The organism is Lysinibacillus telephonicus, assembly GCF_039654155.1.
GTDB classification, from domain to species: Bacteria; Bacillota; Bacilli; order Bacillales_A; family Planococcaceae; genus Ureibacillus; species Ureibacillus telephonicus.
In genome coordinates this window covers 1164786-1181194 of the sequence record NZ_CP155468.1, presented here as the reverse complement: position 1 = coordinate 1181194, position 16409 = coordinate 1164786, and the positions used below count along the sequence as shown (strand labels likewise).

Annotated in this window: 16 protein-coding genes and 1 other annotated feature; of the genes, 3 read left to right on the top strand and 13 right to left on the bottom strand. The window is 33.2% G+C overall.

The window, feature by feature from the left end:
- Positions 1-106 precede the first annotated feature (106 nt).
- Together mecA and spxA are read right to left on the bottom strand one after the other, a co-directional pair.
- Entirely contained in the window at positions 107-757 is a 651-nt protein-coding gene (mecA, locus tag MKY04_RS05530; RefSeq protein WP_126296159.1) for an adaptor protein MecA, read from the bottom strand.
- 420 nt (positions 758-1177) lie between these two features.
- Positions 1178-1573, bottom strand: coding sequence for a transcriptional regulator SpxA (spxA, locus tag MKY04_RS05525; RefSeq protein ID WP_185807827.1), 396 nt, complete (start codon positions 1571-1573; stop codon positions 1178-1180).
- Between the two features lie 474 nt (positions 1574-2047).
- Positions 2048-2263 (top strand) — a binding site (T-box leader).
- Positions 2264-2362: 99 nt separating this feature from the next.
- Here spxA and trpS point away from each other — a divergent pair.
- Positions 2363-3352, top strand: a complete 990-nt coding sequence (gene trpS, locus MKY04_RS05520; RefSeq protein ID WP_126296157.1) for a tryptophan--tRNA ligase — start codon at positions 2363-2365, stop codon at positions 3350-3352.
- A 282-nt stretch (positions 3353-3634) separates the two neighbouring features.
- On the opposite strand, the gene fabF is transcribed toward trpS, so the two are convergent.
- Positions 3635-4870 (bottom strand): beta-ketoacyl-ACP synthase II, encoded by a 1236-nt coding sequence (gene fabF, locus MKY04_RS05515; RefSeq protein WP_126296155.1) that lies wholly within the window; start codon positions 4868-4870, stop codon positions 3635-3637.
- A 66-nt stretch (positions 4871-4936) separates the two neighbouring features.
- The gene (locus tag MKY04_RS05510) at positions 4937-5875 is read right to left on the bottom strand and encodes a beta-ketoacyl-ACP synthase III (RefSeq protein ID WP_126296154.1); all 939 of its coding nucleotides are present in this window, start codon (positions 5873-5875) and stop codon (positions 4937-4939) included.
- Between the two features lie 190 nt (positions 5876-6065).
- Here MKY04_RS05510 and MKY04_RS05505 point away from each other — a divergent pair, with 190 nt between their 5' ends.
- Complete coding sequence (locus MKY04_RS05505) at positions 6066-6257, top strand: YjzD family protein (RefSeq protein WP_126296153.1); 192 nt, start codon at positions 6066-6068, stop codon at positions 6255-6257.
- 256 nt (positions 6258-6513) lie between these two features.
- On the opposite strand, the gene MKY04_RS05500 is transcribed toward MKY04_RS05505, so the two are convergent.
- The gene (locus MKY04_RS05500) at positions 6514-8637 is read right to left on the bottom strand and encodes an ATP-dependent Clp protease ATP-binding subunit (RefSeq protein WP_346235494.1); all 2124 of its coding nucleotides are present in this window, start codon (positions 8635-8637) and stop codon (positions 6514-6516) included.
- Positions 8638-8856: 219 nt separating this feature from the next.
- Here MKY04_RS05500 and MKY04_RS05495 point away from each other — a divergent pair, with 219 nt between their 5' ends.
- Positions 8857-9552, top strand: a complete 696-nt coding sequence (locus MKY04_RS05495; RefSeq protein ID WP_126296151.1) for a Crp/Fnr family transcriptional regulator — start codon at positions 8857-8859, stop codon at positions 9550-9552.
- 361 nt (positions 9553-9913) lie between these two features.
- Here the strand turns inward: MKY04_RS05495 and MKY04_RS05490 are convergent, their stop codons facing one another.
- From MKY04_RS05490 to MKY04_RS05450, 8 genes are all read right to left on the bottom strand, one after another.
- Complete coding sequence (locus MKY04_RS05490; protein WP_126296150.1) at positions 9914-10396, bottom strand: hypothetical protein; 483 nt, start codon at positions 10394-10396, stop codon at positions 9914-9916.
- Positions 10397-10677: 281 nt separating this feature from the next.
- A complete protein-coding gene (locus tag MKY04_RS05485) occupies positions 10678-11127 on the bottom strand; it encodes a DUF1569 domain-containing protein (protein ID WP_346235493.1) in 450 nt (149 codons plus the stop codon).
- A 289-nt stretch (positions 11128-11416) separates the two neighbouring features.
- Positions 11417-12169 (bottom strand): IS21-like element helper ATPase IstB, encoded by a 753-nt coding sequence (gene istB / locus MKY04_RS05475; protein WP_346235865.1) that lies wholly within the window; start codon positions 12167-12169, stop codon positions 11417-11419.
- Between the two features lie 8 nt (positions 12170-12177).
- The gene (gene istA / locus MKY04_RS05470) at positions 12178-13461 is read right to left on the bottom strand and encodes an IS21 family transposase (protein WP_346235252.1); all 1284 of its coding nucleotides are present in this window, start codon (positions 13459-13461) and stop codon (positions 12178-12180) included.
- A 276-nt stretch (positions 13462-13737) separates the two neighbouring features.
- Positions 13738-14598 (bottom strand): aminoglycoside 6-adenylyltransferase, encoded by an 861-nt coding sequence (ant(6), locus tag MKY04_RS05465; protein WP_126296387.1) that lies wholly within the window; start codon positions 14596-14598, stop codon positions 13738-13740.
- Between the two features lie 191 nt (positions 14599-14789).
- Positions 14790-15020 (bottom strand): hypothetical protein, encoded by a 231-nt coding sequence (locus tag MKY04_RS05460; RefSeq protein WP_126296386.1) that lies wholly within the window; start codon positions 15018-15020, stop codon positions 14790-14792.
- 192 nt (positions 15021-15212) lie between these two features.
- Positions 15213-16028 (bottom strand): permease prefix domain 1-containing protein, encoded by an 816-nt coding sequence (locus MKY04_RS05455; RefSeq protein ID WP_346235492.1) that lies wholly within the window; start codon positions 16026-16028, stop codon positions 15213-15215.
- Positions 16025-16366, bottom strand: a complete 342-nt coding sequence (locus MKY04_RS05450) for a PadR family transcriptional regulator (protein ID WP_126296181.1) — start codon at positions 16364-16366, stop codon at positions 16025-16027. Before MKY04_RS05450 ends, MKY04_RS05455 begins: the two co-directional genes overlap by 4 nt.
- Between the last annotated feature and the right edge of the window lie 43 nt (positions 16367-16409).

Genomic DNA, 16409 nt, shown 5'->3' with positions numbered 1-16409 from the left:
ATTTTTATATTGTAGCAACTGCCTTTAAAAAAAGATATCAGCGAAAAACTTGATTTTTTAATTAAAAAAAGAGACGCCTCATCTTTGGACAAGACATCTCTCAAAATTATGCGAAGTATTCGATAACAGTTTCGAAACAATTTTCAGCCATGATTGTTTCACCATATTCTTGAAGACGATAAATTGTAATTTTAGAACTGTTTAAGTATTCATTAATAATAGATCGAATATTTAAGCGTTCTTCTTTTTCAACATCCGAGAAATCTATCGCTGCATAATAATATTTTTCGTATTTATACAATGATGAGTGTAGTCCGTATGAAACAAGTCGATTTGCCACAGGAATAATTTCATCAATGTCTTTAAATTTATAAATTGAAATATTTGTGATTCCTTGATGTTCTTGATTTGCTTCTTCATCAAATGAATCAAAAATAGATTCGTCTAATTTATTATGAGCAGCTTCTCGATGTTCCTCAAAACTCGAAAGCAAAGAGTTGGACTCTCCATCAGCATTAAGGTTTGCACGAGTCACAATGACTTCTAGACCATGTTCAGAAGCGTTCACGTGAATCCAAATTGGGCCATCTAAATCAAAGTAATCTTCAGTGTTTATTTCGCCAATCATATCCCAGAAAAGTTCTTCCCCTTTTGCTCTGTTATACCAAATTTCTTCGCGACTATAGCCACGATCCTCTATATCACGATAAGTAATAAAGAGCTTAATTGTGTTTTCGTTTACGCGTTCGATGTCCATTAGACTTCAACTCCCTTCACAGTCATTCGTTGAAAAACAAAGAAAGCGTTCTTAGTATGTTTTGATTGCATAGTTTTAGTCTTGCAATTCAAATTATTACAACGATATAGAACAAAACAGTATTTATTTATATTAATATGCTTTATTCTATAATTCTATTGTATGATTACCTAAATAAAATGAAAAGGGAAAAACATCATCCAAACAAAATAATTTGAATATTGAAATTGTAGTAGACTATACATTCGAAATCAAGTGTAAAATTTTGAAAAGATTTAATAATTATATGTGATTTTTATTCGAATGTATTCCCTGCAAATTATCTTATCTGTACTAATAAAATAAAACAAAAATCGATAAAATAAAACAAAAATCGATAAAATCCAACTAAAATGGATTTTATCGACGTTTCTCTAATTCCTAATTTACCATTCGTTGAGCTTCAAGCAATTGGAATGCTCTTACTTTTCTTGGCAAGAATCGACGAATCTCATCTTCATTATATCCAACTTGTAATCGTTTTTCGTCTAAAATAATAGGGCGACGCAACAAGCCAGGATATTCTTGAATTAATTCATATAGTTGTTGTAAAGGAAGGCTTTCAACATCTACATTTAATTTTTGGAAAATTTTAGAACGTGTTGAGATAATTTCATCCGTACCATCTTCAGTCATTCGCAATATTTCTTTAATTTCACTAATTGTTAAAGGCTCTGAAAAAATATTGCGTTCTCTATATGGAATGTCATGTTCTTCTAACCATGCTTTAGCTTTTCTACATGATGTACAGCTTGGAGAGGTAAATAATGTTACAATCATTATTACACTTCCTTTCTTAGTGGTTTAATCTATTTTCAAGCTCTTATTAATTTAGAATTAATTTAATTTAAGATTATGTTTTTATTATACATCATTCTTTCCCATTTGGATATAGTCTACCAATAAAAAAGATGTAACAGATAATATTTATTGTGAACAAATATTCTCTATAATACAGACATTTTCATTATCAATAGCTATAGCTATAATTTATATTCCCTCTATATTCCAAGTTCAAACATATCCTAAAAAAATTCTTACACTACTTATCCCATTCTCAATTAGTCGACATTAATCGAGAAATAATCATAACTTTCTGTTAATTGCAACGCTTTTTTACAGAAAATTATTTTGTTAAAATATTTTTTATTAATACAATGTTAGCCAAACTCATACTTTTTCATTCCAATTTTAGAAAGAAAATATCATTTGCTTTTATACCTGTTTTTTTATATAATTTTTAAACAAATTGGAAAAACTATGACAAAGAGTAGTACATTTGATTTCCGTGCATAGAGAATCTGTGGTTGGTGCAAACAGAAGACGGAACAAATGGAATGGACTTTCGAGTTGGCTTTATGAACCTTAGTAGTAAAGCTCGTACACTTCACGTTACGAAGATCAAGTGGTCGAACTTTTTTCGACAAGCTGGGTGGTACCGCGGATTCAACATCATTCGTCCCTATACGTTAATCGTATGGACGCATGATGTTTTTTTATTTGGTGGTAAAAAGCACTCGCCTGCTTTGCCAAACTAAATTGATTTTTCATATAGGAGGATTTTTTATGAAAACTATCTTTTCAGGAGTTCAACCAACAGGAGTTATTACATTGGGAAATTATATCGGAGCATTTATGCAATTTCCTTTACTTCAAGATGAAGGCAATGCAATATATTGTATTGTTGACCAACACGCAATTACTGTTCCACAAGATCCGAAAGAATTACAGCAAAACATTCGTACACTCGCTGCAACATATTTAGCTACAGGAATTGATCCAAATAAAGCAACTCTATTCATTCAATCTGAAGTACCGGCGCACGCACAAGCAGGATGGATGTTACAATGTGTTGCAACAATTGGTGAATTAGAACGTATGACACAATTTAAAGACAAATCTGAAGGAAAAGAATCTGTAACAGCAGGTCTTTTAACGTACCCACCATTAATGGCTGGCGATATCCTTTTATATAATACAAACATTGTACCAGTTGGTGATGATCAAAAGCAGCATATCGAATTAACACGTGATCTTGCAGAACGATTTAATAAACGTTATGGAGAAGTATTTGTTATTCCTGAAATTCAATTGCCAAAAGCAGGCGCACGTATTAAATCATTACAAGAACCAACTAAGAAAATGAGTAAATCTGATCCAAATACTAAGGCAACAATTCGATTCTTAGATACACCAAAACAAATTGAAAAGAAAATTAAATCCGCTGTTACGGATTCTGATGGTTATGTAGCTTTTGATGAAGAAAATAAGCCAGGTGTTTCAAACTTATTAACAATCGAGTCCGCTGTAACAGGCATCGATATCGAAACACTTGTTAAAAAATATGAAGGCTTGGGCTATGGTGCATTTAAAGAGGGTGTAGCAACAAGTCTAATCGAGCACCTATCCCCTATACAGGAAAGATTCAATGAATTAATTAACTCAGATGAACTAGACAAAATTTTAGATGAAGGCGCCCAAAAAGCAAATGCAATCGCTTCTAAAACGATTAGCAGAATGGAGAGCGCGATGGGATTAGGTCGAAAATTAAAATAAATAATACAATTAACGACCCGATCCCTAAGTATAATTCATAAGTTCCAAGTATGAATGCCCAAACAGCAGACCATGAATAACCGAGTGTTCTATAATTTAAATATAGTAAAAGATTGCCAAAAGACATAACACAAATGCCATAGTTAAATAAAAAAAGAATAAAACGAAACATGTCCACCTTCCTTTATTAAGTTAATATTCATTTTGCCATATAAAAATGCCTTTAGCTTTTCGCTAAAGGCATTTTTGTTATCGACAAAGTTCTATTTTCTATTATTGAACTTAATCTATTTTTCTTAATAATAAACTTGCATTATGTCCACCAAAGCCTAATGAATTACTCATTGCATATTCAACATATTGTTGTCGCGCTTTGTTTGGAACATAATCTAAATCACATTCAGGATCTGGAGTTGTTAAGTTAATTGTTGGAGGTAAAATACCTTCTTTTAAGGCAAGAGCAGTAAAGATTGCCTCTACACCGCCAGCTGCCCCCAATAAATGTCCTGTCATTGATTTTGTTGAGCTCATTGCTAATTTATAAGCATGCTCACCAAATACTGATTTAACAGCCATTGTCTCGAATAAATCGTTATATGGCGTACTTGTTCCGTGTGCGTTAATATATCCAACTTGTGTTGGATCAATTCCACCATCATCTATTGCTTGTTGAATTGCGCGGGCAGCTCCCTCTCCATTTGGAGCAGGCGCTGTAATATGATGAGCATCCCCTGTTGAACCATAGCCAACAATTTCTGCATAAATTTTGGCACCGCGAGCTTTCGCAAATTCATAGTCTTCAAGTACTAGAACTCCTGCTCCTTCTGCGATAACGAATCCATCGCGATTTGCATCAAACGGACGAGAAGCAGTTTCTGGATCAGGGTTTAGTGATAATGCTGTACTTGAGCAGAAACCAGCAACTGCCATGTTAACAATAGGAGCCTCAGCACCGCCAGTTATCATCACGTCTGCATCACCGCGTTGAATAACTTTAAATGCATCACCAATCGAGTTTGTACCTGATGCACAAGCAGTTACTGAACAAGAATTAATGCCCTTTGCACCTAAGTGTATTGAAACTTGACCAGAAGCCATATTTGGAATCATCATTGGTACGAAGAATGGGCTTACTCGACGTACACCTCGTTGCTGGAACATTTCAAATTGATTTTCAAACGTTTCCATACCACCAATACCAGATCCAATCCAAACACCAACTTTATGTGCAATATCGTCTGTAATTGTTAAATTAGCATCTTTTACTGCCATAATTGATGAAGCAAGTGCATAATGAGTGAAACGGTCCATTTTTCTTGCTTCTTTTTTTTCAACGTATTGTTCAATATCAAAATCTTTAACTTCCGCTGCTACTTTTGCAGGGAATTTTTCAGTGTCTAATCTTGTTAATGGGCCTACACCTGATTTACCAGCGATTAACGCTTGCCACGTTTCTTCTGCTGTATTCCCTAGAGGTGTAACAGCTCCAATACCTGTAATCACTACTCTTCTCTTCATAGTATTCTTTATCCCCCTTAGGTTATAAACTATTTTTAAGTTACTATAAATGATTTTACAATTCCATTATTTACCCCATTTAATGACAGCTGCTCCCCATGTTAAACCACCGCCAAAACCAACTAATACTATTATATCATCATCTTTAATATTACCATCGTCTAATTCATCTTTTAATGCAATTCCAATTGATGCCGATGATGTATTTCCATATTTATGGATTCTTTTAGATAGTTTTTCTTCTGGCAGTTCTAAACGTTCTCTGGATGCTTCCATAATGCGGATATTCGCTTGATGTGGGATTAAAAAGTCAACATCTTCCTTGGATAACCCTGCTTTTTCTAATACAGATACTGCAGATTCTCCCATTTGTCTTACTGCAAATTTAAATACTTCTCGGCCATTCATTGATATCGCATCACGTTCATTTAAAAATAGATGTTTCCCACCTGTACCATCAGCACCTAATTCAAATGCTAAAATGCCTCGACCATCACTTACTTCTCCGACCACAGCTGCACAAGCACCATCACCAAATAATACTGCCGTATTTCTGTCTGTCCAATCAGTAATTTTTGATAATTTTTCTGCGCCTACTACTAATACATATTGATAGCTTTTACTTTCAACAAATTGTTTAGCCGTTGCTAATCCATAAATAAAGCCAGAACAAGCTGCTGAAACGTCCATTGCTGAAGCATTAACTGCACCTAAATATTCTTGCAGCTGACATGCAACACTAGGAAATGATTGATCTGGAGTTACAGTTGCAACTAATATTAAGCCGATTTGATCAGCTGTAATATTCGCATCTTCAAGAGCTTTCTTGGCAGCTTCTAAAGCAAGTTTAGATGTATTTTCATCATCTCCAGCAATTCTTCTTTCTTGGATTCCTGTTCTTGTTCTAATCCATTCATCATTTGTATCTAAAATTTGTTCTAAATCAAAATTCGTAACTATTTTTTCGGGAACGTATTTCCCTAACCCAATAATCCCTGCATTCATTTTGAATCCCCCAATCTTTAAGACTAACATTTAGTACTTGGTCATAATTATAGCTCATAAATTTTCTTTCCTCAACCTTTAATTCATGAATTGTTCTAAAAGTTTATTGTCCTTTTTTATAGTCCTATGTTATGATAAGTAAGATGAATATAGGTATACTATTGAAAAACGTTCAGTAGAGGTGAAATTAATGCAATATTTAATGACTTTAGTATGGTCTTTCCTATTAGTTACAATGTTAAACTATGTAGTTAGCTCAGTTTTAGATGCTGATTTTAACTTTGCAACTGGCGCTATTATTTCAGTGATTTTTACTGTCTTAGTATTTATTATTAGTGCAATTATTCCAAACGAGCCTACACCAGACGCAGAGCATCATTAATATTTAACTACCAAAGCACTTCAGAATAGGCGAAGTGCTTTTTTATTTTTATAATAGATGAATGATTAAAACAAAAATTCCAGCCTCCAATGAAGCTGGAATCGTAGTATGAAGATTATAATAATTTTGTCAATCTCGCTTTCTTGTAGCTGTACAAACTATGTACAACAGGCTCATTCGAGAATGACAATTAATTATACTTTTCTTAAATAAATCTAGATCATTTTATATAAATCTTTCCGCTGCTATAAAAACTCTATTTCGAAACAACTAATTCTCCATCTTCCATAATTACTTGCAATGAATCACCTGGAAGCACTTGACCTTTTAACAGCTCTTTTGCAACTGCTGTTTCAACATAGCGTTGAATAAAGCGTTTTAAAGGCCTTGCACCAAACTGTGGATCAATCCCATTTTCTACTATCCATGAAATAACATTATCTTTTACCTTTAACTCAATCTCTTGTTCAGCAACACGCTGTTGCAATTGTTGTACATATTTCCAAGCAATTGCATTAAAGTGTTCGGAAGTTAATGCATGGAATATAATAATATCATCAACTCGGTTTAACAATTCTGGTTTAAAATGCCCTCTTAGCTCAGCCATCACTAATTGTTCTACAGAGTCATTCTCATTTGCCTCTAATAAGTAATGCGAACCAATATTTGATGTCATAATAACAACCGTATTCGTAAAGTTCACTAAACGACCTTGACTGTCCGTAATTCGACCATCATCTAAAATTTGCAATAATATATTTGCGACATCTGGATGTGCTTTTTCAATTTCATCCAATAATACGACTGAATATGGATTTCTGCGAACAGCCTCTGTTAATTGTCCACCCTCTTCATAACCGATATATCCTGGTGGGGCTCCTACAAGGCGTGAAACACTATGCTTTTCCATATATTCGCTCATATCGATGCGAATAAAATGTTCCTCCGAATCAAAAAGTTGTGCAGCAAGCGCTTTTGCAAGCTCTGTTTTACCTACACCGGTTGGACCTAGGAATATAAATGAACCGATTGGCCGATTTGGATCGTTTATTCCAGAACGTGCACGCCAAACAGCTTCTGTTACAAGATTTACTGCCATGTCTTGTCCAACGACCCTTTCATGAAGAGTATCCTTTAAACGGAGCAATTTTTCACGTTCACCTTCAACAAGCTTTGTAACAGGGATTCCTGTCCATCTTGAAACAATCGCTGCAATTTCCTCAGCAGTTACTTCTTCTCGTAAAATTCTTGCTTCTGATTCTTTCTTTAATTCTTCTTCAAGACTTGCCAATTCTTTCTCCAATGCAGGAATTTTACCATGACGAAGCTCCGCCGCTTTATTTAGGTCATATTTACTTTCAGCTTCTTCTAAGTCTCGACGGTAGCGATCCAACTGTTCTCGTTTTTTCTGGATTGTCTGCAAGCTTTGTTTTTCTTGCTCCCATTTTTTGCGCATATCTTCAGCAGCTTGCTTTAAAGTTGCTAATTCTGAACGTAGCACATCTAAACGTTTCTTGCTAGCTTCATCCTTTTCTTTAGTTAAAGCCTGTTCTTCAATTTCTAATTGCATAACACGACGAGTAACCGCATCTAGTTCTTGCGGCATTGAATCAATTTCTGTACGAATCATAGCACATGCTTCATCGATCAAATCAATTGCTTTATCAGGTAAAAATCTGTCCGTAATGTAACGATTTGAAAGCTCTGCTGCCGCCAAATTTGCGCGGTCATGAATACGAACTCCATGATGCAATTCAAAGCGCTCTTTCAATCCTCGTAAAATGGATACCGTATCTTCTATAGAAGGTTCCCGTACCATGACCTGTTGGAAGCGTCGTTCAAGAGCCGGATCCTTTTCAATATACATACGATATTCATCTAAAGTAGTAGCACCAATACAGTGCAATTCACCACGGGCAAGCATTGGTTTTAGCATATTTCCTGCATCCATTGCTCCGTCAGTTTTTCCCGCCCCAACAATCGTATGAATTTCATCGATAAACAATATTATACGACCGTCCGAGTCCTTTACTTCTTTTAATACACCTTTTAAACGTTCTTCAAATTGTCCACGATAGCTTGCTCCTGCAATTAAAGCACTCATATCAAGCTCATATAGGATACAATCCTTCAACCCTTCTGGTACATCTTTTCGAACAATTCTTTGTGCTAACCCTTCAACAATTGCAGTCTTACCTACACCAGGCTCACCAATTAAAATAGGGTTGTTTTTCGTTTTTCTTGATAGGATACGAATTACATTTCGAATTTCTTCATCACGACCAATAACAGGATCCATTTTGCCATTTTTTACTTGTTCAATTAAATTGCGACCAAATTGCTCTAATGGACTACGATTATCTTGCTGCTGAAATTGCATCCTTTAACACCCTTTCAAAATGGAAATTACACTTTGACCTTTTTTGACTATTTTGATTATAAGCTGTTTAAAAAGTAAATGCAAAAATTATCACTATAAAGTTTTTTCGATATTTTAAAGAGTTATGCTATTCTATATTTGGATACATATTTTTGAATTTTATTTAATTATCCTTAAAAATTGCATTAGTTTTCACTATTTAAAGGATGTGATGAGACGATGACATTGATAAATTCATTACCTGTAGATTTTTATCGGTTATTTGAGGAACATGGCTTATTACTGAAAGTTGATAAAGGCAGTCGTATCTTTCAAGAGGGTGAAAGTGCCGGCGATATTTTTTTAATTAAAAACGGCTCAGTACAAATTAGTAAAGAAACTGAAAGTGGAAAAGAACTAACTTTTCGAATTTGTGGAAAAAAAAATATTATTGGAGAATGTACTTTATTTAGTCCATTAACAATGCATTCAACATCTGCAAAAGCAATCGTTCAAACTGAACTTCTTACAATTAGCAAGGATTCCCTTGAAATGATGTTGACTCAACAGCCTTCACTAATGATTGATTATTTAAGATGGCTACAAAATGAAAATCTTAAAAATCAAAGCTTATTGCGCGACTTAATTTTACACGGAAAAAAGGGTGCATTATACTCAACACTAATTCGATTATCAAATACTTATGGTGAAGTAATTGATGAAAAAAAGGTGTTTATTAATTACAGTTTGACAAATACAGATATAGCAAATCTCTGCTCAACTAGTCGAGAAATGATTAATCGTATGTTAAATGATTTAAAAAAGCAAAAAATTATTTCTTTTGATAAAGGATACATTACAGTATTAGATTTACCTTATTTAAAAAATGAAATATGCTGCGAAAATTGTCCGGCATCTGTTTGCAGAATTGATTAGGAGTTGTAGCCTTGGAATAAAGTTTGACTAAAAACACCTCAAAAACTAAATTCAACGGTAAATAGTTTAATAGGAATTTCATAAACACAACTCGACCAAATTAGGCCGAGTTAATATCTTTTCTTATAATTCCAATTAACTTATCTTTCTCATCCGCTAAAAAAAGCATCCATTTTAGATGATTTACTTTGGAAATTTCGATATATTATCCCATAAATAGGTTTTAACTTTATAATGTGAATTTTTAAAACGGTTAAAAAATCTATTTTATTATTACTTTGGAATTAAGGGGGAATCAATAGCCCTTAACCATTGCGCTCAATCGTGGAATAATAAAGCGAAACAATCTATTCTGTCCTTCTTAAAGCGGTCCACCCTCAAAACCAATAGGCCATCCATTTTCTTTGAATTTTACTTTAAACTGAAATGCGTAAGGATAATCTCCATAAATAAAAGCAATCGTAAAGCCTTTAAATAAATAGTCATCAAAATTAATCAACTTTCCAAATGATATTGCAGATAAATCATAATTCTCTACTTCTTGAGTAGGAAAGAATTCCTTTAAATACTTTAATGCACGGCTAAGATGTTGCTGGAAATTGTCGAGTATTTTACCCGCCATTTCAATAAATTTTTCATTTGGCTTTTCCATATTTCCTTGTACAAATATTTCTACATCTTTCCAATCCTCTATATCAATACTACAAAACCATTGTTTTGGAAGGGAGTTTTCTTCTTCATCTCCGAAATATGTATTTGTCAGGTTCAATTTTTCTGCTTCATTTTTACTTAACGGCCTAGAAAGAACAAGTCTTTTATGCAAAATATCTTCAAAATTGATCATTTATTCACCTCTAATACAATACTTCATAAACCCATCTACACTTTAACATGATTATCCAGCCAACTTTAAAGCTTTCGTTCAAAAAGTGGCCATTAAATGGAAATAAACGCTTCTCTTAGTCAAAGATAGCGCCCTATTATAGCAGATCATTATGTAAGATAAAGGATTCTTAAGTTGAGGAAAGAATTTTTTTTAACAATAAAGTAATTATTTATTTCTAAGTTAAGGTATTTCGTTACTTTTCTCTTTGGTCAACTTTTATTTATATTTCTAAAAACAAACTAAACTCCAAACTGTTTTAAATGATGGTCAAGGTGCTTGTATATTCCTTTTCCCCATTGCGCGGAAGTGAGTTTACCGAAAAAAGGATGGGGATGAGTCGTACACTTCTCTGGACCATTATTTTGGAAGGTTATAATTTTTTGTTTCAGTTTTTCCTTCTCTGTTTCAAATTCTTTTTCATCTACAATCAAAATGGTCGGAATTGTGGACATATTTTTGGCTAGTGGCTTGTCATTATAAAAAATCGGTTTCACAAAGTTTCCTATTAATATTCCTAACCAACCTCTCTCTGGAAAAGAGTATCCCATTGCAATGTCTTGAAAGGATGAACAATGTGCCAGCATTTGGGCAACATCCATTTTACCCCATTGAGATTTTGAATTAGGGCTTAGTTTGTCGATACGGTTTAAAATTTCCTCTAAATGCAATTGATTAAAAATATTTTTCATCTGTATATCCCCCTTTACCAATCCACTCTACATCACTACAAAAAATCTTTTTATTTTGGCACTTTAATCAAAACAGCACTTTTCTTATACTAAGAAAGCGTCCGATAATTCAATAATAATTAGTTAGCCTTACTATTAAAGCAATCTTCGCAAATTAATTTTCCTTCATTTTGCAAATAGGCTTTAATTTCAGTCATACCCTTTCCTTCTGGATAACGCATTTTTACAAATACCACTATAAATGTCAACACCAATATGTACATTTTTGCTCGTTTAAGGATGTACAAAATTACTCGTTTTCCGGGGCTAAATAATGCTTTAATCGGTATGATTCGCCGACGATTGTGACAACGCTAGCGTGATGTAAAATGCGATCTAAAATCGCATTTGCTAGCTTTGGTTCAGGAAAGATTTCATCCCATGATTTGAAGTTCACATTCGTTGTAAAAATCGTGCTACGTTTCTCATAACGAGCATCAATTAGTTGGAAAAACAACTTCGCATCCTCTGGATCGATTGGTAAATAACCAATCTCATCAATGATTAATAATTTATATTTCGTATAATGCTTCAAACGGCTCTCTAAGCGGTTTTCTAACCATGCTTTCTTTAAATTCTGGATTAAGTCATGGCACTTAATAAAATACGTACTTGTTCGTTTTTTTGCTGCAGTAATGCCAATTGCTGTGGCCAGGTGGGTCTTGCCGACACCACTTGGACCTAGAAATACGATATTTTCGTTTGCTTCGATAAAACGAAGACTTTGAAAATCAAGTAATTGTTGCTGATTTATGCTTGGCTGGAAGTCAAAATCAAAATCCTTCATTTCCTTTAAATGTGGAAACGCAGCCACTTTGACCATCGCATGAATCATATTTTGCTCACGCACATCAATTTCATAGTTTGTCAATTTAATGAGTGTATCAATAAATGAGAGCTCATTCTTTATACCGAAGTCGATGACTTCATTCAAATGGAGACCCATTTGCTTTAATTTTAAATACTCCAGGTTTTGTTGTAGCTGCTGATAGTTTGTGTTCATTATTGAATTCATTTATACATATCTCCAATCGCTGCTAAATTTCGCTTTGCTAAATCATTAATGTCAGGGTATTCCGGCATCGCTTTTATGATAATTTCACGGTAATGCGCCTCTTGATAATTCAATTTTGCTTCACTAATTTTATGCTGTGCGATTAGTTCCATGTTATAATAAATCCATAATTGATCATCGTATACTTGTAGACCTACTTTTTTTCCTTGATACCCCGCTGGTACGGAGTATTGATTGGATTTGTAGGAAATCATGTTAGATACATTAACTTTTACAAACGTATGGTTGATTCTGTAGGAATCTCTTACTCGTTCAGTTGGTAGCTGGAGTAAGTGATTCTTTTCTTTTTGAAATTCTAAAATAGGTATTTTATTGGTTCCTTGATGAACCTCATGATTGATTCTATTACATAAATTTTGAATATAATTATGTAATTCTGCCATATTAAATTTCCCTTGATAAGCATGAATTTCATCTAGTAATTTCATTGTTGTCTCTACTTTTCCTTTTGTACGAGGACGACCTGCTATACAAGGTTTAACCTTAAATCCAAAGTCCTTCGCAAATTGCGCAAATTTCGCATTTACTTTTCCAACAAAACGTTCTGTTCTTGCCTCATCCATTACGGTTTTCATATTATCAGTGATGAGTTCTTCAGGTACTCCACCCATTTTTTCAAACGTCTCTGTTAAGAACGAGCATAAAACAGCCTGGGATTTTGAAACACTCATATAAAAGAAGCGCATTCGTGAGTGGCTCAGTACTAATACTGCTACATTAATTTCAACTTGTTCCCCATCACTTGTTTCATAAAGAATACTTTCTTTCCAATCTAGTTGTGCTTGTTTACCTTTACGGGTTTCAAACCGAATACCGTTATTAATAGAAGCAACACGCTCGTCTTTCTCAAAATATGCTTTAAATTCTGGTATATTGGCAATATATGTACGGAATGTCGACTGCCCACATTTCAGACCGTGATTATCCTTTAAATACTGCCAAAGATTACGTCGATAATAAAAAACTTGCTTAGAATCTTCCGATAGAAGACTTGCAATAATCGGATAAAACTCATCGATTTTAGAAGGTTTATTACGTTTTATTTTTGGAACAAAGCCATTTAAGTACTTATCGATTGTTCGTCGATCTACACCCATGTCTCTCGCTAATTTACTTTTATTAATTTTCATCTTTAATTGCTCCATTACTTGTTTAAAATTTGCTAAGTCTGAAAGACTGTTGATTGTAAATTCCGTCTCTATATCTAGTTGAATATGCATACTAACACCTCAGTATTAGTATGAAATGAAGGAGCATTTTTGTACATATTTATTCAAGCGAGAGTGTACATATTTAAATTAGCATTTATAACCACATCATTACCTTTAATTTCTTTATCACATTGATTACATTTAGGTACAATTTTAAACAATGTAAATCTGCCCCCCTCCATTATGTTAATTATTACTACGTATATCACATAACAAGAGTTTCTTAAGTGCTACTTATTAAAGAAATACGCCTAATGTAGAGTAAAAAGTTTGTATTACAAAAGCTTATTTTCCACTTAGATTACTATAAATATTTTGAACGAAATTCGTCATTTTCTCATCATACTCGGGGTATTTATAACCTAATGCAGATGCAACTTTTTTGGAATAGGTTCTAAATAATTTGCAACATAACTCAAAGGATTCCCAAGATTCTTTATACCCGAATTGAGAAAAGGTATTAATTAATTTTTTCAACTCTGCTTCAGGAAGATAATTGCCAATAAATTTATAGTTCTTCCCTACACTAAAATCAAATCCTTCTCTTATACCAACTTCCCATGATATCATTCGTAAAAGTTCAGGGCGAAGAATCTGATTAAAGTGATCCATTGCATAGAAAAACTCTTTTCTGAATAAGCCTTTTGCAACATAAGTTGATACACTCCAAAACTCATTACAGCAATCATCGAACTGTCGCTCAGATGGTTTTTTAATCCAATACTTCTCGTCACTTGGAATAATTTTTTTACTGATCATGTTATCTTTATCAATCAATACTTCTACTAAGCCATCTGAATCTGATAAATAATAGTCTATTTCATTTAAGGGAATCAAAGTCAAATCAATCTTAATACCATCATTGAAATACATTATATAGCTGAACCAATTTCCTAAGTCTGATGGGAATAACTCCATATCTTCTGGTTTTTGCATAAAAATTAGGTCACCAAACACATCAAGCCAATGATCATCTTTCTTATAACTTTCTATATCTGTTACAAAAAAGGAAATGTCATAGTCCTGAAAATCATCTTTCGGAATATTTTTGTTTGTTCTAGAACCCTCAAGTACAAATAATCTAATCCTATCATCATTCATAACAATATTTTTAAAAAGGTTTATCATCTCATTTTCTTTACGCATTTTAATCACCCTTCCCAATACCTATTAACTATCGTTATTTTCACAATAATTTATTCCCTCAACTAACCCTTAATGAAAAAACACTTTCCTAATTGGAGGAAAGCGTCCTTTAGTGAAATACTTAAAAATAATCTCATTAGTTTAACAACATAAAAATAATAGTCAAATCAATCTTAATTAAGTAATTCAATTTATAACGGAACATCATATAGATTTTCATTTTGTTTTTTTATCTTTCTTTTCTTAATACCTCCTATACAGCCAATAATAAACATAAGGATTGCAATTATTTCAAGAGGTATGAATAAAAATAGAAATCCAATTCCTGCAAATCCATCATGTGTTATGTCTCTATAAGTGAATGAACCAGCGGCAGTGAATATAGGTATGAAAATTATCGCTAAGTACATGCTCCATATCATAAAATTAAGTATCCAAGAACGTTTAAAAGTAAGAATGAAAGCCATTATAAAAAAAATTATAAGAACTACGGATAAGGAAGCTATAATTTTAACCACGCTCCTTCACTATCTCACCCATTTATTGAACAAAAGCCCCTATTTGTTCAATAAAAAGCAGCAACAACATTATTCCTATTCCTTTACCTGCTATTACTAAGCAGCTATTTTCCTTTTCCCTACTAATACATAAATCAAATAACCTATAACATTTAACAAAGTAAAGGCAATTATCCAACCAATATTTAATCGTCTATGATGATACGAATTAATTGTTGCCCAAATAGTGAACAAGGTTATATAAATTGCAATGCCTGAAAACAAAATTATTGCCATCCAATCACTAATTTGTCTCGTTTCCATTCCAACGTACCATTTTTTATCCCAGTTTGCATAAGGGAAAAAATCGGCTTGGAGCCATTTAGGATTCCACACTTTTTGTTCATATCGATAATCTGGCTTTGTATCACTAACATAATCAATTACCTGATTAACATTATCCACATCGCTTACATTGTAAATTTCAATCTTCGAGATTTGGTCAGTATCTTTTATTAAACTACTTATTTCTTTTTCCATTTCTTCAGTAATATTGTTTTTATCATTTAATATCTCTGAAATCTGTGTAGCCACAATGGAATTTTCATTGGCATTTTCTTCTTCATATGACCATATAAACCCAAATGCAAATACAGTAAAAAGAATTATAGCCATTGAAAGGTAAAGTACCCATTTAGCGAATGTTTTTTGTGCTTTAAACAGTTGGCCTACAATCGAACGTATTTCTTGTTCTCCACCGAAACGCTCAATAGCAATATTAATAGCTTCTTGTTCATTTTTTCCTTCTGCTTTTAGCTCGTGAACAGCCTCTATCAAATGACTTTTCATCTCTGCCTTTAATTCTTCAATTTCTTTCTTATTCCCACCGACACTACTATAAACCCCATCAACATATGATTCTATTTTCTTCACTCTTTTTCTCCCCCTTCTAAAAAAGAATCAATAATTTTTTTTACAAACTGCCATTCCGAACGTTTTTCTTCAAAACCAACTTCTCCTAAAGGTGTAAGTTTATAATATTTTCTTCTTCCTCCTGGGCCTTGTTCGTCACCCCAGTAAGATGAGATCCATTTATTTTTTTCTAACCTCTTTAATGATAAGTAAAGTGTACCTTCTTTTAATTCGAATTGTTCTTCGCTTTTTTCCCGAACTAATTTTGCTAACTCATATCCGTACATATCCCTACTATGTAAAAGCGAAAGGATTATCGTATCAATATGACCTTTTAAAACCTCTTTATTTACTTCCAAATTTTACACCTCCTATATATGTTATAATTTATATTACTTAATA